16 protein-coding genes and 2 pseudogenes are annotated in these 20,637 nt (G+C 52.4%); 1 reads left to right on the top strand and 17 read right to left on the bottom strand.

Annotated features, from left to right (window positions below):
- Window positions 1-92: 92 nt before the first annotated feature.
- Window positions 93-1,115: a class I SAM-dependent methyltransferase gene (locus LDL70_RS15545; protein WP_225685652.1), complete on the bottom strand. Its 1,023-nt coding sequence runs from the start codon at window positions 1,113-1,115 to the stop codon at window positions 93-95.
- Between the two features lie 132 nt (window positions 1,116-1,247).
- On the opposite strand from LDL70_RS15545, the gene LDL70_RS15550 reads away from it, so the two are divergent.
- Entirely contained in the window at window positions 1,248-1,481 is a 234-nt protein-coding gene (locus LDL70_RS15550) for a hypothetical protein (protein ID WP_213599687.1), read from the top strand.
- Between the two features lie 96 nt (window positions 1,482-1,577).
- Here LDL70_RS15550 and pnp read toward each other — a convergent pair whose 3' ends face one another.
- The 16 genes and pseudogenes from pnp to LDL70_RS15625 form a co-directional block, all read right to left on the bottom strand.
- Window positions 1,578-3,719 (bottom strand): polyribonucleotide nucleotidyltransferase, encoded by a 2,142-nt coding sequence (gene pnp, locus LDL70_RS15555; protein WP_022711345.1) that lies wholly within the window; start codon window positions 3,717-3,719, stop codon window positions 1,578-1,580.
- Window positions 3,720-4,083: 364 nt separating this feature from the next.
- The gene (gene rpsO, locus LDL70_RS15560; RefSeq protein ID WP_022711344.1) at window positions 4,084-4,353 is read right to left on the bottom strand and encodes a 30S ribosomal protein S15; all 270 of its coding nucleotides are present in this window, start codon (window positions 4,351-4,353) and stop codon (window positions 4,084-4,086) included.
- 323 nt (window positions 4,354-4,676) lie between these two features.
- On the bottom strand, window positions 4,677-5,651 hold the full coding sequence (gene truB, locus LDL70_RS15565; RefSeq protein WP_225685654.1) for a tRNA pseudouridine(55) synthase TruB: 975 nt from the start codon (window positions 5,649-5,651) through the stop codon (window positions 4,677-4,679).
- Window positions 5,651-6,094 carry a 30S ribosome-binding factor RbfA gene (gene rbfA, locus LDL70_RS15570; protein ID WP_075653979.1) on the bottom strand — a complete coding sequence of 148 codons (444 nt, stop codon included), beginning with the start codon at window positions 6,092-6,094 and terminating at the stop codon, window positions 5,651-5,653. Before rbfA ends, truB begins: the two co-directional genes overlap by 1 nt.
- Before the next feature lie 227 nt (window positions 6,095-6,321).
- Window positions 6,322-8,394: pseudogene (gene infB / locus LDL70_RS15575) on the bottom strand (translation initiation factor IF-2); the annotation flags it as partial.
- A 654-nt stretch (window positions 8,395-9,048) separates the two neighbouring features.
- Window positions 9,049-9,354, bottom strand: a pseudogene (locus LDL70_RS18085) (translation initiation factor IF-2 associated domain-containing protein); the annotation flags it as partial.
- Window positions 9,351-10,004, bottom strand: a complete 654-nt coding sequence (locus LDL70_RS15580) for an RNA-binding protein (protein WP_084664797.1) — start codon at window positions 10,002-10,004, stop codon at window positions 9,351-9,353. The gene LDL70_RS15580 and the pseudogene LDL70_RS18085, both read right to left, overlap by 4 nt.
- 305 nt (window positions 10,005-10,309) lie before the next feature.
- Entirely contained in the window at window positions 10,310-11,923 is a 1,614-nt protein-coding gene (gene nusA / locus LDL70_RS15585) for a transcription termination factor NusA (protein ID WP_075653983.1), read from the bottom strand.
- A 107-nt stretch (window positions 11,924-12,030) separates the two neighbouring features.
- Window positions 12,031-12,708 (bottom strand): ribosome maturation factor RimP, encoded by a 678-nt coding sequence (gene rimP / locus LDL70_RS15590; protein ID WP_075653984.1) that lies wholly within the window; start codon window positions 12,706-12,708, stop codon window positions 12,031-12,033.
- Between the two features lie 178 nt (window positions 12,709-12,886).
- Window positions 12,887-13,603: a tRNA (guanosine(46)-N(7))-methyltransferase TrmB gene (locus tag LDL70_RS15595; protein WP_075654716.1), complete on the bottom strand. Its 717-nt coding sequence runs from the start codon at window positions 13,601-13,603 to the stop codon at window positions 12,887-12,889.
- A gap of 194 nt (window positions 13,604-13,797) precedes the next feature.
- A complete protein-coding gene (gene metK / locus LDL70_RS15600; RefSeq protein WP_022711334.1) occupies window positions 13,798-15,063 on the bottom strand; it encodes a methionine adenosyltransferase in 1,266 nt (421 codons plus the stop codon).
- Window positions 15,064-15,447: 384 nt separating this feature from the next.
- Complete coding sequence (locus LDL70_RS15605; RefSeq protein ID WP_022711333.1) at window positions 15,448-15,861, bottom strand: helix-turn-helix domain-containing protein; 414 nt, start codon at window positions 15,859-15,861, stop codon at window positions 15,448-15,450.
- A 139-nt stretch (window positions 15,862-16,000) separates the two neighbouring features.
- Window positions 16,001-17,602 carry an apolipoprotein N-acyltransferase gene (gene lnt, locus LDL70_RS15610; RefSeq protein ID WP_225685657.1) on the bottom strand — a complete coding sequence of 534 codons (1,602 nt, stop codon included), beginning with the start codon at window positions 17,600-17,602 and terminating at the stop codon, window positions 16,001-16,003.
- 290 nt (window positions 17,603-17,892) lie between these two features.
- The gene (locus tag LDL70_RS15615; RefSeq protein WP_022710347.1) at window positions 17,893-18,930 is read right to left on the bottom strand and encodes a hemolysin family protein; all 1,038 of its coding nucleotides are present in this window, start codon (window positions 18,928-18,930) and stop codon (window positions 17,893-17,895) included.
- Window positions 18,931-18,932: 2 nt separating this feature from the next.
- Window positions 18,933-19,442, bottom strand: a complete 510-nt coding sequence (gene ybeY, locus LDL70_RS15620) for an rRNA maturation RNase YbeY (RefSeq protein ID WP_022710346.1) — start codon at window positions 19,440-19,442, stop codon at window positions 18,933-18,935.
- 92 nt (window positions 19,443-19,534) lie between these two features.
- Entirely contained in the window at window positions 19,535-20,575 is a 1,041-nt protein-coding gene (locus tag LDL70_RS15625) for a PhoH family protein (RefSeq protein ID WP_033315941.1), read from the bottom strand.
- Between the last annotated feature and the right edge of the window lie 62 nt (window positions 20,576-20,637).

Genomic DNA, 20,637 nt, shown 5'->3' on the forward strand with positions numbered 1-20,637 from the left:
GCGCAGTTTCGGACGGATCGAAGCGGGACAAGAAAATAGTCCAGTGAACTATTTTCCCCGCGAAGGCGGTTCCCACTTTTCCTGAAACTGCTTTATTTTCGTGCTTCGATGACTTTGAAACCGTCTTTATCGGTGAGTGGCATCACTTGCCGGAAATGCTGTTTCAAGACAGCTTCATAAGGGAGCTGGCGATTTGCCACCATCAGGAAACGTCCGCCGGATTTAAGGCGCTTGGCGGCTGCCGTTATAAAGCTCTGGCCGAGCGAAATATCAGTGTTGCGACCGGTATGAAACGGCGGATTGCTGATAACCGTGTCATAAATCTCTGTCATCGGCTCGGAAGCGACGTCATGCCAGTAATAGTGCAGAGGTACTGAACTGTTGAGTTCAGCCAGATTGCTTTTGGCAATTTCCAGTGCCTCAAAATCCGCTTCATAAAGATCAATACGGCTGATCTTGGCCGGATTGTCGAGACAGGCGGCGCTGAGATAACCCCAGCCAGCCCCCAAATCCGCTACATGACCGAAGGCGATGTTTTTGAGATGCGGTACCAGCAGAGCAGAACCTTTGTCGGCTTCGCCATGGGAGAACATGCCTGCTTTCGTCCAGAAACGCCCGTCTACGCGTTTTTGCTCCGGAATGAGGCTTTGTGTGATCCCGGCATCAATCGCCTCAGGGCGCGCCAGCCAATAAGTTACAGCATGGTTTTTGGACAGGCGGTCGATGGAAGCTGAAATCTGGTCGCTGCGCTTGCGGAAACTGTCAATGCCAAGCTTTTTGTCACCGGCGATAATAATCAAGCCGCCGGCTTTGACTTGGGTCAGCAATGTCGCCAGCCATTCTTCATTGCGGCCGCGATGTTTGCCGAGCAAAATCATACCGCCGTCATAGGTCTCATTTTCGCTGATCTGCGGCGTAACATGAAATCCGGCTTTATTGAGCGCCAGCCATTCCGGTCTCAATGGCTGAATACAATGCAGTGCCTGTTTCCACTCTGTGCTGAGTGTCGTGTCGGCACTGATGCCGAAGCAGAGATATTTTTCTCCCGGCTGCGGCAGATCAAGTGTTTCATTCTCAAAGGGCAGAAAGAGGGTGTTTTGGGCGCCGGTAATCATAAAATTTCTTTGGTCTTTTCTACCTGAGAAGGATGACAGTAGGTGGTTTCTGGCAGATATTATATTGAACTTATTATCGGTTAAAGTTTCAAACTATCTGTAATGCTGTGTTGCTCGCGGGGGAGTAGTACTATGGCGCGTAAATGTTGTCAGCCGCAATGTTTTGCAACATGTCTGCCACAACATCAGGCGCGCTTGTTGCAACTGAATGAGATGATTTCACAGGCCCATAAAAGCAAACAGAGTTTCTTTGCCTATTTGCTGACTATGGCTGTCAGTGAGGCACAGGCAATTACCGATTGTGCCCATCAGGAGGCTTGGCTGCAAAAGGGCATAAAAGCTGAGACTCAGGCTGAGCCGGTTTAAACAACGCACTCCTGAACTGAGACTGTAATTACTGCGTGCTTTAAATGAAAAGCCCCGCATATTTCTATGCGGGGCTTTTTGAAACTCGAAATCAGCTTATTCAGCTGCGGTTTCTTCTTTCTTCTCGGCAACGATTTCCTTGCCGGTTTCCTGATCGACGACTTTCATCGACAGGCGCACTTTACCGCGCTCATCAAAGCCCATCAGTTTAACCCAGACCTTCTGGCCTTCCTTAACCACATCGGTGGTCTTGGCAACGCGGTCTGCAGCCAGCTGCGAGATATGTACCAGACCATCGCGCGGGCCGAAGAAGTTTACGAATGCTCCGAAGTCAGCAGTTTTAACAACTGTACCTTCGTAGATTTCGCCGATTTCCGGTTCAGCAACAATGGAGTGGATCCATTTCTTCGCTGCTTCGATTTCCTTGGCGGAAGAAGAAGCAATTTTGACTGTGCCGTCATCTTCGATGTTGATTTTGGCGCCGGTCTTTTCAACGATTTCGCGGATAACTTTACCGCCGGAACCGATAACATCACGGATTTTGTCGGTCGGAATGTTCATCACTTCGATGCGTGGTGCAAATTCACCGAGTTCAGCGCGGGCGCCGGACAGGGCTTTCGCCATTTCACCGAGAATGTGAACACGGCCGCCTTTAGCCTGTTCCAGAGCGGTTTTCATGATCTCTTCGGTAATACCGTCGATCTTGATGTCCATCTGCAGAGCCGTGATACCGTTTTCAGTACCGGCTACCTTGAAATCCATATCGCCGAGGTGATCTTCGTCACCAAGGATATCGGAAAGAACTGCAAAACGGTCACCTTCTTTGATCAGACCCATAGCAATACCGGCTACAGGACGGGTCAGAGGTACACCGGCATCCATCAGCGCCAGCGAGGTGCCGCATACGGTTGCCATGGAGGACGAACCGTTGGATTCAGTGATTTCAGAAACCGCACGCAGAGTGTACGGGAACTGTTCTTTGGCAGGCAGCATCGGATGGATTGCGCGCCATGCCAGTTTGCCGTGACCGATTTCACGACGGCCTGGTGAGCCCATACGACCGGTTTCACCAACGGAATATGGCGGGAAGTTGTAGTGCAGCAGGAAGGATTCTTTCTGCAGGCCAGCCAGAGTGTCGATGAACTGTTCATCTTCACCGGTACCCAGTGTTGCAACAACGATTGCCTGTGTTTCACCGCGGGTAAACAGAGCCGAACCGTGTGTGCGTGGCAGAACGCCAACTTCGGATACGATCTGACGAACGGTTACCAGATCGCGGCCGTCGATGCGGCTGCCGGTATCCAGAATGTTCCAGCGAACGATTTTAGCCTGCAGCGATTTGAAAACAGTACCGATCTGCTCAGCAGTATATTCGGTTGTTTCCGCATCTTCCGGCAGGAAGTGCGCTTTAACTTTAGCTTTGGCAGCATCAACAGCGGTATAACGAGCCTGCTTGTCGATGATTTTGTAAGCTGCGCGCAGATCATCTTCAATGATTGCCAGCATTGCGGCTTCAGGAGCCGACAGGTCTTCCGGCTGGAAGTCACGTGGTTCTTTTGCAGCAACTTCAGCAAGGCTGATGATTGCATCGATCACAGGCTGGAAGCCCTTCTGACCGAAAACAACAGCGCCGAGCATGACTTCTTCAGAGAGTTCCTGCGCTTCGGATTCAACCATCAGAACAGCATCGCTGGTACCGGCAACAACCAGATCCAGTTTGGATTCAGCCATTTCGTCGAGATGCGGGTTCAGAACATATTCGCCGTTGATGTAGCCAACGCGCGAACCACCGATCGGGCCCATGAAAGGTACGCCGGAAAGGGTGAGCGCAGCGGAAGCGGCAACCATCGACAATACGTCCGGATTGTTTTCCAGATCGTGCTGAATAACGGTGATTACAACCTGTGTGTCGTTCTTGTAGCCGTCAGCAAACAGCGGACGGATCGGACGGTCGATCAGGCGGGAAACCAGAGTTTCGTTTTCGCTCGGACGGCCTTCACGCTTGAAATAACCGCCAGGAATACGACCGGCTGCATAGGCTTTTTCCTGATAGTTTACAGTCAGAGGGAAAAAGTCCTGACCCGGCTTTGGCTCCTTGGCCGAAACGACAGTGGCCAGCACCATTGTTTCACCGTAAGTGGCGATAACCGCGCCGTCTGCCTGACGGGCGACTTTGCCGGTTTCGAGAATGAGCGGACGGCCGCCCCATTCGATTTCAACTTTATGAGTGTTGAACATATCTTGTCCTTGGTTTGGAATATTTATGTTCTGCGCTGATGTCAGCGCATGTAATATTCCGGTTTGGAACAGGGAGCGGGCAAGACAACAAGAAGCTCGGATAAGGACGAGCTGCCTGCAATCCTGCCTGCGGAACCTGTTCAATACAGTTCCATATCGGGCTTTTACGACAGTATTGTTAAAGCCCTGCTGCATTTTTCCCGTTTTGGCGCTTACACGCACGGAGAATGCATTTTTGTATAATACAGAGTGTTTTCAGGCTGTTGAGCCGTAAATACCCTGTTGCCGGAGAGATTTAATGAAAAGTCTTACTCCGGTAAAAGTTCCGGCGAAAACCATTACAGGTTTTCGCCGGATGATGCGCTTAGCGGCGCAGGCCGAGACGGCCGATCAGGTTCTGATAGCGCGCTTCGTCAACACCTTTGAGGTAGTCGAGCAGGTTGCGGCGCTGAGAAACCATTTTCAGAAGACCACGACGGGAATGGTTGTCATTCTTGTGGCCTTTGAAGTGACCGGTCAGGTTGGAAATGCGTTCCGAAAGAACGGCTACCTGTACTTCAGGAGAACCGGTATCGCCTTCTTTGGTTGCATATTCTTTGATAAGAGCCTGTTTGCGTTCAGCAGTAATCGACATCGGAATGTCCTTTTTGTTTAAGAGGAGAAATGTCGCCCGTGGCCAAGATGTCGTCCAGCCGGGGCCGTTTACTTCAGTTCTGTACAGTCAGCATTGACGAATGCCTTATACGGAACCTGAGGATCATATAATCGAAACTGTGGCTTATTTCCAGACACATTTCAAAAAAGCCTGCAATGCAGGCTTTTTAATAAAATGCGCTAAGCTGTAATCGCTAGAGCCGTTTACATTTATGTTGAATCGCAGTGCTCGCTCTAGATTCTTTAGTTTGTCGCATTATCCCGACGTCAAGTTGATCCAACTTGACTGTGAAATGCTCTAGTTTAATAAGTGAAAACGCGTTTCGGCTTGAACATACCTTGTTCGATGTAACCGATAGCCAGCAAACGGTTTTTGTGATTGGCGCAAACCTCATCCGCTTCCAGCGGTGCATCACGGCCACGCAAGATCACCGGATTGCCCATGCGCACACGGTGAGCTTGATCGTCGGACAAGGCAACCTGTACCAGATCTTCCAGCGCTGCACCGGTATCAATGATAAAATCATCAAGGGCTGAGAAATCACGAGGTGCTGCAGGCGCAGGTTCCGCATCTTCATCATCAGATTTCGGCGGCAGCGGCGGCCATGCGGCTTCCAGCTCCTCAAGCGTCACGAAGTCATCTTCGTTGAAAGGCGCAACTTCCAGACGACGCAGTTCCGCAATATGGCCGAGGCAGCCGAGATCGCGTCCCATATCGCGGGCGAGCGAGCGCACATAGGTGCCTTTACCGCATTCAACTTCAAACACGGCCTGTCCGGCTTCGTTGATCTCAACCAGCTCAAGCTGAAAAATCTCGACTTCACGGGAAGGAATAGCAACTGTTTCACCACCGCGTGCCAGATCATAGGCACGTTCACCGTCAATTTTAATGGCGGAGAATTGCGGCGGGATCTGCTGAATAGTACCAATATAATTTGGCAAAAGCGCCAGAATATCGTCTTCTGTGGGACGCTTATCAGAGGTTTTGGTTACAGGGCCTTCCAGATCATCCGTGGAGCGTTCTTCGCCCCAGGTCACGGTGAAGGAATAGATTTTCGTGCCGTCCATCACGTAAGGTACGGTTTTGGTGGCTTCGCCCAGAGCAATCGGCAACATGCCGGAGGCAAGCGGATCAAGCGTACCGGCATGACCGGCCTTTTCAGCACTGAAAAGCCATTTGATTTTGGAAACGGCCTCGGTTGAGCCCATGCCTTTCGGCTTGTCAAAAATCACCCATCCGGAAACCGGACGGCCTTTTTTCTTACCTCTGCGTGCCATCAGCCGTTATTCTCGTTATCTTTATGTGTTTCTGTGTCAGATTCATCGCTGTCATCCTGCTGCAGATCACGCGCAACTTCCGGCGAGCGCAACAGGGCATCGATCTTGGCAAAATTGTCGAAACTGGTATCCGGACGGAAACGGAATTCCGGCATATATTTCATCTGGCGCAGTTGTGGTGCAACGCGGCCACGCAGAAATTTCGCATTATTGGCCAGTGCTTTAATGACTGTCTGCACATCTGTATTGCCGACGATGCTGATAAAGCAGGTCGCAATTTTCAAGTCAGGCGACATGCGCACTTCGGTGATGGAAACAACGGTATTATTCAGAACATCGTCACGGATTTCGCCGCGTGACAGCACCTGAGCCACGGCATGACGAACCTGCTCGCCGACGCGCAACTGACGCTGTGATGGTCCTGTGGAAGAAAAACGGGACATGGGGACTCCAAAATCTGAGCCAAATATCGGTCGGCAACTGTACAAATTGCATGATTGCGGAAAAGCCTGCGAGGCTTTCATCCTATTCACAACCAGACTGATACAGCCTGACAATTATGACAATGCGGCCAATTAAAAATTCAGAGCGGCACTATGTCTGAAGATGAGTGTAAACCGCCCGAGAAATGAAGCAGCGGCAGTTCTGATAACTGCCGCTGCTTTGCTGATTACAGCGTACGCGTGATCATCTCAACGCGGAACGCTTCGATGATGTCGCCTGCGCGTACATCTTCGTAGTTTTCAAATGCCATACCGCATTCCTGACCCATCGGCACTTCGGCAACTTCGTCCTTGAAGCGCTTGAGTGTCTTGAGCTTGCCTTCGTGGATAACCACGTTGTCGCGGATAAGGCGTACACCGGCGCCACGCTCGACTTTACCGTCAACAACACGGCAACCGGCAACTTTACCGACTTTGGTGATGTTGAAGACTTCGAGAATTTCAGCGTTACCGATGAAGGTTTCACGACGTTCTGGCGGCAGAAGACCGGACATCGCTGCTTTCACATCATCAATCAGATCATAGATGATGTTGTAGTAGCGGATTTCGATACCCTGCTGTTCGGCGGCATCACGAGCCTGTTTATTGGCGCGGACGTTGAAGCCGATGATGGCAGCATTTGATGCTTCAGCCAGCGAGATATCGCTTTCTGTGATACCACCGGCACCCGAATGAACGATACGTGCGCGAACTTCATCAGTGCCGAGCTTGTCGAGAGAAGCGATAATCGCTTCAACCGAACCCTGCACGTCACCCTTGATAACCAGCGGGAACTCTTTGAGACCGCTCGACTGCAGATTAGACATCATCTGCTCAAGGGAACCGCGCGAGCCTGCCTGACGGGCAACGGCCTTATCGCGGGCAAGACGCTGACGATATTCAGAAATTTCACGCGCCTTTGCTTCGTTGGCAACAACCGCAAAGCGGTCACCAGCCTGCGGAGTGCCGGACAGACCGAGAATTTCCACCGGCATTGCAGGGGATGCTTCTTTCACATGGTCGCCATGGTCATTGACGAGGGCGCGAACGCGACCCCATGCACTGCCGGCGATGATGATCTCGCCCGGATGCAATGTACCTTTCTGAACCAGAACGGTTGCAACCGCACCGCGACCGCGGTCAAGCTGAGCTTCAATAACCACACCTTCAGCTGTACGCTCAGGATCGGCTTTAAGATCAAGAATTTCAGCCTGCAACAGAACGGCTTCAAGCAGCTTGTCGAGGTTGATTTTGTTCTTGGCGGAAACTTCCACATCAAGCACTTCACCGCCCATGGTTTCCACAAACACATCGTGTTGCAGCAGGGCATTGCGTACTTTTTGCGGATCAGCGGTCGGCTTATCGATCTTGTTGATCGCCACGATGATCGGAACACCGGCCGCTTTGGCGTGGTTGATCGATTCAATCGTCTGCGGCATCACGCTGTCATCAGCGGCAACTACCAGAATGGCGATATCCGTTGCCTGCGCACCACGGGCACGCATCTGCGTAAAGGCGGCGTGACCAGGCGTATCGATAAAGGTGATTTTCTGGCCGTTCTGTTCAACCTGATAAGCACCGATATGCTGGGTAATACCACCGGCTTCACCCGAGACCACATTTGCCTGACGAATTGCATCGAGCAGCGAGGTCTTACCATGGTCAACGTGACCCATAATGGTCACAACCGGCGGACGCGGCAGCATTGCGCTGAGATTGTCTTCCACGTTGAAGATACCTTCTTCAACGTCGGATTCCGCAACGCGTTTAACGGTATGGCCGAATTCTTCCGCGATCAGCTGTGCCAGATCGGAATCGATCACATCGCCCGGCTTCATCATCTGACCCTGTTTCATCAGGTATTTGATGATGTCCACGGCACGTTCCGTCATACGCTGTGCCAGTTCCTGAATGGTAATGGTTTCAGGAATAGTCACTTCACGGGAGATCTTTTCACGGACTTCCTGCATCTGCGAACGCTTGAACTTTTCCTGACGGCGACGCATAGCCGAAAGCGAACGCGAACGGCCTTCGTCTTCCAGATTGCTGTTCAGGGTCAGTTTGCCGCGACGACGATCTTCTTCAGCCTTGGTCGGCTTTGTAGCGCGCACTTCCGGCTTTGCAGGTACGTTACGACGTACGCCTGCACCACGACGATCATCATCATCATCATTCTGCGGCTTGCGGTTCAGAACCTGCTGGGTCGGCTTTTTGTCGGCCAGCGGTGCTTCAGCATTAATATCGCGCGGGGCAGGTGCGCCGCCGGTGCGGTTGTAGCCGCCCTGATTTGGACGGTTCTGACCAGCAGGGCCACGGTTCTGGCCGCCGGAGCGATCACCAGAGCGATCACCCGAAGGACGATCGCCGCTTGGACGTGCAGCAGCAGGACGCACAGGTGCAGCCGGTTCACGCTTGCGTGCTTCAGCTTCGGCTTTAGCCTTGGCTTCAGCTTCTGCCTTGCGGCGTGCATCTTCTTCAGCCTGACGGCGTTCAGATTCCAGACGCTCGATTTCACGGCGCTTTTCTTCTTCCGCGCGGCGGATAGCTTCTGCTTCTGCGCGTTTGCGATCTTCCGCATCACGGATTACCGCATCCTGAAGGGCGCGGCGACGTGCATCCATTTCCGAGGAGGACAGGGTGTTCAACACCATGCCCGGACGGTCATTGGAACGGTTGCGCTGTTCATTGCGGCCACCCGGACGGGAACCCTGCGGCTTGTTATAGCCACCACCGGCCGGACGATTGCCCGCAGGGGCACCCGGACGGGTTGTAGCAGCCGGTGCCGCCGGACGGGCAGCAGCAGGCGCTGCAGGTTTAGGTGCAACAGGTTTTGCAACTGCGGCTTCAGCTGGCTTGGCAGCCTGCGGAGCAACCGGTGCGCTTTCTGTTTTTGCAACAGGCGCAGCAGTTTCTGTAACAGGTGCAGGCTTAGGTGCATCTGCAATCACGGCCGGCTTTTCAGCAACCGGAGCAGGAGCAGCTTGTGCCGGTGTCGGAGCCGGTGCAACTGGCTGAACAGGAGCCGGAGCGGCTGCAGCTTCAGGTTTTTCGTCAGGACGGGTAAACTTACGTTTTTTCGTCTCAACAACAACCGACTTGCTGCGTCCGTGGCTGAAATTTTGCCGTACAGTGCTCTGTTCGACTCCTGGCCGCTTGATGGTCAGCGTCTTTTTTGTGTCGACGCTCAGCGTCTTGTCGTCGTTTGAATTACTGTCGCTCATTCTGATTCCGTTTCCTTCGCAGCAGTGGCTGCCAGATTTTCCAAGTTCGCTGCGCTCTCGCCGCGATATTTATGCAGCTGAAGCGCCCGCGTGACGAACCCGGTTGCTGCCGTTCCTTCAATCACGGCGGCATGTATTACATTTCCGCCGCCAAATGCCAAATCCATTTCATCCCCTGTAAAAAGGGAATAGGCTTTTATATCTGCTCCGGTTGCCATCTTCCTCGCATGACGCGCCTGATCCAGCTTTCGGATGCCGTCGGGAGCCGCTGTTGTCGCATGAAGCACCATTGTAACGCGGCCGGTACGCACAGCAGAATCAACTTTCGCCGATCCTGTCACCACAGCACCGGACTTTCTGGCCAGTGCTAGACTGCCCAGCGCGGATTTTGTCAATAGCCTGTCGACCAGAGAACCCAAATCCGCCGGCACCGAAACTTGCGTTTTCAGTGCGCGGGGCAGCAGTTTGCGTTTAACCGCTTCATCAACAATATGCCGTTCTGCTTTAATCCAGCATCCGCGTCCGGGTAAATTGCGCTTCAGATCCGGTACAACACTACCGTCGGGTGCAGCCACAAACCGGATGAGATCTACAGCCGGGCCGCTCTCGCGCGTAACAATACAGGTCCTGTCGTTTTTATCCGGTTTCAACCAGAACTCCACTTCGCTCGAAAACAGCGCCGGTGGAGAGGAACTGTTTTCTACTTTAATATGAGTGCAAGGGCAAGAAGCCCTGCAATATGTGTGCGCAAGACAGCCGTAAACCGAGCGGTTCCGGCTGTATGCAGTTTGTCGGAAAACAGGCCTGTATCAAAAAAGCTGACACAGGCATTATTTCCGTTTTTATGACGCAATTTCGGACGGAAAACCGGTTTCCACTTTTCCTGAAATTGCTGTAGATGCCGATGCGCGGACATCAAAATCCGCCCGCGCGAGCGGCAGTTGCAAGATGCTGATTAAGCATCTGCCTGCTCTTCATCATCGCCTGTCGAAGCCAGTTCATTGGCAGCTTCTTCCAGCTGATCTTCTGTAATCCAGCCTGCTTTAAGGCGGGCTGCGAGAACCATCTGCTCTGCGTCTGTGCGGGAAACTTCAAACGGTGTCAGAACACCGGCATGAGTAACAGTTTCACCGTCTTTACGCTCGCGCCAGCCCACGAGATCATCCACCGCATAACCGGCAAAATCATCCATGGTCTTCACGCCGTCTTCACCGACTGCAACAAGCATTGCACTGGTCAGACCCGGTACATCGCGCAGTTCGTCGCTGACGCCCAGTTCGAGACGACGATCATTCAGATCGCTTTCGAGACGATCCAGATATTCTTTCGCACGATCCTGAATTTCAGCAGCAGTATCAGCATCGAAACCATCGATCGAAGCGATTTCGTCGCTTTCGACATAGGCGATTTCTTCAACCGAACCGAAACCTTCGGAAGCCAGAACCTGACCAACCATTTCATCCACATTCAGCGCTTCCATGAACAAAGCAGAGCGTTCTGTGAATTCTTTCTGGCGGCGTTCGGATTCTTCGTTTTCCGTCATAATATCGATGTCCCAGCCGGTCAGCTGCGAGGCAAGGCGCACATTCTGACCGCGGCGGCCGATGGCCAGCGACAGCTGATCGTCAGGCACAACAACTTCGATACGTTCTGCATCTTCATCCAGAACAACCTTGGCCACTTCCGCAGGCTGCAAGGCGTTAACGATGAAAGTCGCTGCATCCGGCGACCAAGGAATAATGTCGATCTTTTCGCCCTGCAATTCGCCGACAACGGCCTGAACGCGGGAACCGCGCATACCAACGCAGGCGCCGACAGGATCAATCGAGCTGTCACGGGACACAACGGCCATTTTGGCGCGCGAACCCGGATCACGGGCAACCGATTTGATTTCGATAATGCCGTCATAAATTTCCGGCACTTCCATGGTGAAGAGTTTCGCCATGAACTGCGGGTGGGTACGCGACAGGAAAACCTGCGGGCCGCGTTGTTCGCGACGGACATCATAGACATAAGCGCGGATGCGGTCGCCGTAGCGGAATGCTTCACGCGGGATCAATTCATCGCGGCGGACAATGGCTTCACCGCGGCCGAGATCAACAACCACATTGCCATATTCAACGCGCTTGACAGTACCGTTGATGATTTCACCCAGACGGTCTTTGAATTCATCATACTGGCGGTCACGCTCGGCTTCACGCACTTTCTGTACGATTACCTGTTTGGCGGACTGGGCAGCAATACGGCCGAAATCCATTGGCGGCAGCTGGTCGGCAAGGAAATCGCCTACTTGCGCATCCGGATTGCGTTCACGTGCGGATTCCAGAGCGATCTGTGTGGCGTAATCTTCTACAGTTTCAACCACTTCAAGCAGACGCTGCAGCTTGATTTCACCGCTTTTGGAATTGATATCCGCGCGGATATTGGTTTCCAGACCATAACGGGAGCGGGCAGCTTTCTGAATGGCATCGGCCATCGCTGCAATCACGATCTCGCGGTCAATGGATTTTTCACGCGCAACCGCATCAGCGATCTGAAGAAGCTCTAGCCTGTTTGCACTGACTGCCATTGGTCTCTCCTTGGTGCAGCACCCGTTTTTTGCTTCTGGGTGCGAAAGCTTTTTTGTTTTGTCGCATTATCATGACAAGCAAATGAAGTCATTCGCCTGTGAAATGCTTAGTTGTCTTTATCGCTCTCCGGAGCATCGGCATTGCCGCTGTCCAGATTGAATTCATCACTCAATTCGTCGCCCGGAATACGGCCCTCACGAAGAGCTTTGTCTTTGCGCAGCGCATCACGGATCAGATCATCGGTCAGGATCAGTCTTGCATCAGCGATCAGCTCAAAAGGAATTGTGGTCTGAGCTTCCGCGCCGTAAGTGGCCTGATCGGTTTCGAGAGTGACAGTCTCAGCTTCAACCTTGATGATGCGGCCGCGGAATTTCTTGCGGTTATCATGCAGCATCGAGGTTTCGAGTTTGGCAATATGACCCTGCCAGTTGGAAAAGTCAGATTTGCGTACCATCGGGCGGTCAATGCCCGGTGAAGAAATTTCAAGGTGATATTTGCCGTCAATCGGATCTTCAACATCGAGAACCGGAGAAACGGTGCGGCTGACAATTTCGCAATCTTCAACGGTCATGGTGCCGTCCGGACGCTCAGCCATAATCTGCAGGGTGAGGCCGTTGAGGCCGGAAAGACGCACGCGCACAAGACGGAAACCCGCAGCATTAATCGCAGGTTCGATCAGCGATGCCACTTTTGCATCAATACCCGTTTCACGGATAATGCGTGGTTCATCCTGTGTCGCGTCAAGCGCTGTAATGATCTGGTCCTGTTGTGTTTGTTCGTTCACCCTGTATTCCTTAAAATACGTGCAATAGGATTTCCGGCGGCAGTCTGCTCAGTTTTCAGTGTGTACCAAACAAAAAAGAGCGGGACCGGTGGGACCCACTCTTGTTCTACCGACCAAGAATTTGAGGCAACTATACAGAAAAAAGCCGCCTGTGACAAGCCTTGTCCTTGAGGACGAATTATCGCCTGATAAAGGTAAGGTAAGCAGCCTGACGGCCTTCACGGAAAGCTTTGGCTTCATAGCGTGTGCCCGGCCATGCTTCATAAGGTGTGTGCCAGTCGGCAGCACTTTGTGCCTGCCATTCAAATGCACCATGGTCGTGGCAATGCTGCAGCGTCCAGTTGACATAAGTATCAATGTCGGATGCAAAACGGAACAAAGCGCCGGGTTTCAGCACGCGGGCGAAACGGCTGAGGTTTTTCTGGCTGACAAAACGGCGCTTCCAATGTTTCTTTTTCGGCCACGGATCAGGATAAAACAGATCAATGCCGTCGAGCGATGCATCCGGCAGCCAGTCCAGCACCAGTGTGGCATCGTCATCATAGAGACGCAGGTTTGGCAGCGGATTGGCATCCTGTGCGCCAAGCATTTTCGCCATACCGTTGACGAAAGGCTCAACACCGATGAAACCGGCTTCCGGTTTGCGGGTGGCTTCATGCACCAGATGTTCACCACCGCCGAAACCGATTTCCATACGCACTTTGGAAACATCGGCCATAAACAGCGTGCGCAGATCCTGCGGCGCAGGGTTCAGGAGATCGAGTTTGAGCTGCGGCAACAGGTCTTCGCGCAGAAAACGCTGATGCGGGCGCAAAGGTTTGCCGTTACGGCGGCCATAAAAAGCTTCCGTCGCACGTGAGCCGCGTGGCTGTTGTTCAGAGGACTCTGCGCTCATGGCTTCATCCTTGAGGTCACAGTTGCGTTCAGTATCAGACATCGGCACGTTTCTTTATGGTTCAGATAATCGGAATAAGCCGCTTTACACATAATCAGCGACGGAAAGTCTACTGATTTTTGTGTGGCTGTTAAAGAAACAGGGCACCATGAGAGAAACATGGTGCCCTGAAATCCAGAATATTGAGAATGAAATCAGACCTTAAGCGCAGCTTTCAGTGCTTTGACCAGATCTGTCTTTTCCCATGAGAAAGAGCCGTCGCGACCGGCTTTGCGGCCGAAATGGCCATAGGATGCGGTCTTGGCATAGATCGGTTTGTTAAGGTCGAGATGCTTGCGGATGCCGGTCGGGGACAGGTCCATGACCTGACGCAGCGCGGTTTCCACATCGCTCTCGGCAACTTTGCCGGTGCCGTGCAGGTCAACATAGACCGAGAGCGGCTGGGCAACGCCGATCGCATAGGACAGCTGAATGGTGCAGCGGTCGGCAAGACCGGCAGCAATCACATTCTTGGCCAGATAACGCGCGGCATAGGCTGCGGAGCGGTCAACCTTGGTCGTGTCCTTGCCGGAGAATGCGCCGCCGCCATGCGGAGCTGCACCGCCGTAAGTATCAACAATGATCTTACGTCCGGTCAGACCGGCATCACCGTCCGGTCCGCCGATGACGAATTTACCGGTCGGATTGATGTACCAGTTGCAATTTGCAGCAATCGGCAGATCGCCGAGGGCTTCACGGATCACCGGCTCAACGACCTGACGGACTTTCGCGGAATCCCATGAAGCATCCAGATGCTGGGTCGATAACACAATCTGTGTGACTTCCGCAGGCTTGCCATCGGCATAGCGTACAGTGACCTGACTTTTGGCATCAGGGCCGAGCTTGCCATAGTCGCCTTCGCCTTTGTGGCGGGCAGCAGAAAGCAGCTCAAGAATTTTATGGGCATAATAAATTGGTGCCGGCATCAGATCCGGTGTTTCGCGGCAGGCATAACCGAACATAATGCCCTGATCGCCCGCACCTTCTTCACCCTGACGGTCGGCAGCATTATCGACACCCTGCGCAATATCCGCTGATTGCGGATGCAGCAGCACGTCGATTTTCACATTGCGCCAGTTGAAGCCTTCCTGTTCATAGCCGATTTCACGGATGGCTTTGCGGGCAGCGGAACGGAAGCGGGAAGGGTTGATCTGCTTATGACCTTTGGCATCAAGCAGAATTTCACCGGCTTTGTCTTTTTTCAGGAATGTGTCCGGCACACGCACTTCACCGGCAATCACGACGCGGTTGGTAGTGGCAAGGGTTTCACAGGCAATACGTACAGACCACGGATCAACACCGGTTTTACGTGCTTCCTTGTAGATCATGTCTACGATTTCATCGGAAATACGATCGCAAACCTTATCCGGATGACCTTCGGATACCGATTCACTGGTGAAAAGATATGAACTGCGTGACACGGGAAACCCCTCTTGAAAATCTGCGGAGCATTGTACTCTCCGGAGAAACAGTTGCTTTCAGCATTGTGCATTTCTGCGCACGAACTGCTGATAATTCATTGCGCGCCGTTTTCAAACCGTTTCAGGCCGCTTTCAGAAAAGCCTGTCTGCTACGGAATGAAAGTGAAGCAATCGCTCTATAAAGAAATCAGACGTTATTTGCGCGTATAATCAGCACGAAATGACAAGATATACAACTATCTGCATGTGTTTATGTGCGAGATTTAACGCAAGAAGCTGCCAAATTGTCGCATTAAGCGCCTGCTATAATGCGACAAAACAATAGGATAGGGCAGTTTCAGGGATTCTGTTTTTACCGAATTCGCGCCTCTGGCGCTTCAGAGATTAATCATCATCATTGGCAAGGGTTTTTACCAGATCAATGATTTTACGGCGCACTTTCGGATCAGTGATTTTTGTAAAATAGCGTGTCAGCTGCACGCCTTCATTTGTCTGAAGAAAATCAACAACATAGGTTGTTTCATTGTCTTCCGCAAAACCGCCGTTCTGCTGTCCTGCCTGCTCCGGTGCATCTTCAAAAAAGAAGGCAACCGGTACACTCAATATGGATGAAATGGCTTGCAGGCGGCTGGCACCGACGCGGTTGGTGCCTTTTTCATATTTTTGAATCTGCTGGAAGGTAATACCGAGATTTTCACCGAGTTTTTCCTGACTGAGGCCAAGCATGTTCCGGCGCAACCGGATGCGGCTGCCCACATGAACATCAATGGGATTGGGTTTCTTTTTATTCTCAGTCATTCACAAATGCTCCTCGCTTATGCGAGCTTTCCTTGATGAAAAATGGTTTGCTTAAATCAGCATATTTTTCGGAGAATTATAGGGTTCATCTGAAATTTCATCAGTTTCATGTGTATATCATAACATCAAAAATATGATGTCAACCGAAACGCTCGGTACGGATGGCATGTAAACCACATGAAATTACGAGCAAGATGAACAGAAGTGTGAAGAACTGTGTTTCTTCTGCCGGTTTGCGCCAGAAGCCTGTCGCTTTTGGTGGCAGACGGCCGTCAATAAATCCGACTTCATTCAGGTTGAGATGTTTGGTGATTCGACCGTAAGAATCGGTAATTGCTGAAATACCGTTATTGGCTGCGCGCAGCAAAGGCAGTCCCTGTTCTACAGCGCGCAATTGTGCCTGCCGGAAATGCTGATAAGGCCCCGGTGTATTGCCGTACCATGCGTCATTGGTAATATTGATGATCGCATCAACACTCTTGCCCTGATAGCCAAGCTCGGACGGGAAAATCGCCTCATAGCAGATCAAAGGCAGCAGGGTCAGGCTCGGGCTGACATTGAGGGCATGGCGCACCGGTGCTGCGGTAAAGCCGCCGGGTAATTCCACCACTTCCTGCATGCCGACAGCGCGCAGCAAACCCTCCAGCGGCAGATATTCACCGAATGGTACAAGATGAACCTTGTCGGCAGTTGCGGTCACCTGACCGGCGGCATTCACCGCGAAAATACTGTTATAATAGGCGAAGAGATCCTCTCCCTCACCACGTACCGCTCCGGCCAGCAGCATTTGATTCGGCTGAAGTGCCTTCCCGATGGCACTCAAGGCTTCTTTGACCTGTGGCAGCACATAGGGAACGGAGGTTTCCGGCCAGATAATCACATCAGGCACCGGCTCGCCATTGGCGGGCGGGCGGGTACTGAGATCAAGATGCTTGTCGAAAATCGCGCGGCGCAACTGATTATCCCATTTGGCATCCTGTGCAATGGAGGCCTGAACCAAGCGGATAACAGGTGCATCAGCGCCTTGCTCTGACAAGGCCGGTGCCTGCTGTAAGCGCCATGCGCCATAACCGGCATGGGCAATCAACAGGGCACAGGCGGTAATTAATCCGCTGCGCCAGCCATAGCGCTGTCGTTTATTGCCAAACAATAGAGCAGGCATGGCGAAAATCACCACAGCAAGAATATTCATGCCATAGAGGCCGGTAATGGTGACCGACTGCATCAGCAGTGGTGTCGGCATCAGCATATAGCCGAGCGCATTCCAAGGAAAACCGGTGAGAATGAAAGCGCGCAGCCATTCTGTAACGCCGAGTGCGATGGCCAGCATCAGAATACGGATGAGACCGGCACCCCAGAATATCCGTGCAAATGCCACAGCAAAAGCGAAGAAAAACGCCAGAAAGGCAGGCAGGCCGAGAATAGCTAATGGTAATGCCCAAGCGAAATTTTCTGCATCCACCAGCAATGCCATGCCGATCCACCAGAGACCGGCGAGAAAATATCCGAAACCAAACAACCAGCCGGTGCGAAAAGCAGGGAGCAGGCGCTTCCATCCGGTTGCGGTTGTTGTACCCGAACTGTCAATCAGCAGCACCAGCAGCGGAAAACCGATAAATCCTGCGGGCAAAAAATCAAAAGGTGGCAATGCCAGCGTGACACTTGCACCGGCGAGAATGGTCAGGAGCGCTTTACGCCAGCCGGTGAGGTTTTCAGTCAGGCGGAGATAAAGGCTGCTCACTATATTCGGTCTCTCAATGGGGATAAGGCTGTAAGTATAAAGTGCAGAGCGAGTTTTGCGTGCCCAAAAGGGCACGCGGCGCTCTACTCAGTTTATGAGCCGAAGATTAAGAAAAACTGAGAAGAGAATACAGCGATAAAAAAACACCGCCGGTTGCGGCGGTGTTTTAATAGATTGTGATGCTGTTAGAGCACTTCACAGTCAAGTTGGATCAACTTGACGCCCGTGATAATGCGACCAAATAAAGAATCTAGAGCGAGCGCTATGATCCAATCTGGACGTAAACCGCTCTAGCCTTGGAAATAATCCCCGTTTCGCGGCGTGATGCGCACTTTATGGATGCGCCGTGAATCGGCTTCCAGCACTTCCAGTTCGTAGGCAGGCAACACATCAATGATCGCGCCGGTTTCCGGAATATGATCCAGAGCCGAGATGATGAGACCGCCGAGCGTATCCACATCTTCACTGTCTTCGCCCTGCGTAAAGCCTGCGCCGATCAGCTGTTCCAGCTCTTCCAGTTCCGCACGGGCATCAACAGTATAAGAGCCGTCCGGATTGCGGATCAGCGACAGTTCTTCATCGTCATGTTCGTCTTCAATATCGCCGACAACCATTTCAACAATGTCTTCCAGCGAGACGAGGCCGTCTGTGCCGCCATATTCGTCGATCACCAGCGCCATCTGAATATGACTTGCCTGCATACGTGCCATCAGGCTGCTTGCCAGCATGGAGGAAGGCACAAACAGCACCTTGCGCATCAGGTTCAGTTCATTGATCGGTGTTGTGAGATCAATTTTGGACAGATCATAGCGCTTGGCAGCGGCTGGCTGTTCCGAACCGGCAGGTTGTTGCCTGCTCATGCGGGTGATGTAGTTGAGAACATCGCGGATATGGATCATGCCGCGCGCATCATCGAGCGTCTCAACATAAACCGGCATACGGGAATGGCCGGAGGACTCAAACAGCTCCAGCAGCTCACCCAGCGGTGTTGAATATTCGATAGCTTCAATATCAGCGCGGCTGATCATCACGTCATCGACGCGAAGTTCCCGCAGGCGCAGAATATTGTTGAGCATTGCCTTTTCTTCGGCAGAAAAAGCTGTGTCGCTGTTCGCATCATCGGACAGCGCATCCGTCAAATCTTCGCGGATAGAGCTGGTCTGGCGCGAACGGAGAAACGGAAATAATCCGGAAAGGAGTGAGCGTTTTTCAGATCCTGCCGCTCGTGCAGGATTTTGCCCCGTACTCTGCGCTTCCGGATCGTTCTGAGAAACGGCGTCGCTGTGAACAGCGCCCGTTGAAGAATTGTGATTAGTCTGATCAGCCATGGTCAATCGTTTTCATTATCGGTTGAATGTACAGTATAAGGATCAGGTATGGCAAGAGCATGAAGAATTTCGCGCTCCAGTCCCTCCATTTCTTCTGCTTCCTCATCATCTTCATGATCGTAACCCAGCAGATGCAGCAGGCCATGCACGATCATGTGATGCAGGTGCTGATTAAAGCTTTTGTTTTCTTCAAGAGCTTCACGTTCGACAGTTTCCCGCGCAATAATAATATCGCCGAGCATCGGCCCCGGAGCATCGCCCGGCGCGATGTCAAAGGCCGGAAAAGACAGCACATTGGTGGCTTTGTCTTTATTGCGCCATTGCGCATTAATGGTGCGGATCGAGGCATCGTCGGTCAGAACAAGGCTGAGCTCGGTCTCTTGCTGCGGCAGTTCAAGCCGCGCCCAGACGGCATCGACACAGGATCGGGCAAGCGTTTCATAGGTTTCATTGTCGTCCCCCGACGGGGTTTCCCAAAGAGAACTTTCAATGAGAATGTCGATTGTAATCATTTTTGTTTCGTGAACCGGTTATTGTTAAGACAACAGCCCGCCTGCAAAGAGACGGGCTGTTATAAAAGTCAGTTTGTAATTTAAAAACCTATTTAGGTTTCCGAAGGCGTGTTTTCACCCTCAGTCACACTAACTTTATGATGTTTCAGCGTTTTGGCAGCACCGCGTTTTTCATAAGCGCGGACAATAGCTGCAACCATCGGATGGCGCACCACATCTTTATCGCTGAAGCGCACGGTGACAATGTTTTCAACATCGCCCAAAATCTCCAGCGCTTCCACAAGACCGGATTTCTGACCGGCGGGCAGATCGATCTGGCTCGGATCACCGGTGACGATCATGCGCGAACCTTCACCCAGACGGGTCAGGAACATTTTCATCTGCATGGATGTGGTGTTCTGCGCCTCGTCGAGAATAACGGCCGCATGTGCCAGTGTACGGCCGCGCATGAAGGCCAGAGGTGCAATTTCAATCACACCGGCGGCCAGTGCTCGCTCGACTTTATCCGCAGGGATCATGTCATAAAGCGCATCATAGAGCGGTCGCAGATAAGGATCGACCTTCTCTTTCATGTCGCCCGGCAAAAAGCCGAGCCGTTCACCGGCTTCAACTGCAGGGCGGGATAACACAATCCGCTCAACCAGTCCGCGCTCCAGCAGCATGGCGGCATGGGCAACAGCGAGATAGGTTTTACCGGTACCGGCAGGGCCGGTGCCAAAAACCAGTTCCGAGCGCTCCATCGCGCGCATATAGGCATCCTGCGTCGGCGTGCGGGCAAAGATAGTCTTTTTGCGTGTGGAGATTTGTGCCGCGGAAAGGCGGGTTTTGGTTTCAAGCGTCGGCAGGCTCAGCTGGTCATCACGCACCGGCGTTGCAGTTGCAGCCATCCGCAGGGCACCATCGACATCGGATTTGCTCAGGTCATGACCTTTTTGCAAAAGTGAATAGAGGTGATCCAGTGCCATCCGCGCCTGTGCTGTGGCAGTTGCTTCACCGCGCAGGATCAGCTGATTGCCTTTGGAGCGGACATCAACACCAAGTTTTTGCTCAATATAAGCGAGATTCTCGTCGAATTGGCCAAACAGCGCACTCGCCAGCCGGTTGCTGTCAAAATCGAGGACTATATGAGCCATATCAGAAGCGCCATCCTGCAGAGCAGGGATTGTGGTGGCGGGTTTTTTCAGTTCTTTGCTAA

Origin of the sequence: Pseudochrobactrum sp. XF203 (genome assembly GCF_020341615.1) — a bacterium.
GTDB lineage: Bacteria > Pseudomonadota > Alphaproteobacteria > Rhizobiales > Rhizobiaceae > Pseudochrobactrum > Pseudochrobactrum saccharolyticum.

Excerpts from the sequence above, each read along its gene's own strand:
- LDL70_RS15545 (WP_225685652.1), bottom strand. The coding sequence starts at position 1,115 with ATGATTACCGGCGCCCAAAACACCCTCTTTCTGCCCTTTGAGAATGAA.
- LDL70_RS15550 (WP_213599687.1), top strand. The coding sequence starts at position 1,248 with ATGGCGCGTAAATGTTGTCAGCCGCAATGTTTTGCAACATGTCTGCCA.
- pnp (WP_022711345.1), bottom strand. The coding sequence starts at position 3,719 with ATGTTCAACACTCATAAAGTTGAAATCGAATGGGGCGGCCGTCCGCTC.
- rpsO (WP_022711344.1), bottom strand. The coding sequence starts at position 4,353 with ATGTCGATTACTGCTGAACGCAAACAGGCTCTTATCAAAGAATATGCA.
- truB (WP_225685654.1), bottom strand. The coding sequence starts at position 5,651 with ATGGCACGCAGAGGTAAGAAAAAAGGCCGTCCGGTTTCCGGATGGGTG.
- rbfA (WP_075653979.1), bottom strand. The coding sequence starts at position 6,094 with ATGTCCCGTTTTTCTTCCACAGGACCATCACAGCGTCAGTTGCGCGTC.
- nusA (WP_075653983.1), bottom strand. The coding sequence starts at position 11,923 with ATGGCAGTCAGTGCAAACAGGCTAGAGCTTCTTCAGATCGCTGATGCG.
- LDL70_RS15595 (WP_075654716.1), bottom strand. The coding sequence starts at position 13,603 with ATGAGCGCAGAGTCCTCTGAACAACAGCCACGCGGCTCACGTGCGACG.
- LDL70_RS15605 (WP_022711333.1), bottom strand. The coding sequence starts at position 15,861 with ATGACTGAGAATAAAAAGAAACCCAATCCCATTGATGTTCATGTGGGC.
- LDL70_RS15615 (WP_022710347.1), bottom strand. The coding sequence starts at position 18,930 with ATGGCTGATCAGACTAATCACAATTCTTCAACGGGCGCTGTTCACAGC.
- ybeY (WP_022710346.1), bottom strand. The coding sequence starts at position 19,442 with ATGATTACAATCGACATTCTCATTGAAAGTTCTCTTTGGGAAACCCCG.
- LDL70_RS15625 (WP_033315941.1), bottom strand. The coding sequence starts at position 20,575 with ATGGCTCATATAGTCCTCGATTTTGACAGCAACCGGCTGGCGAGTGCG.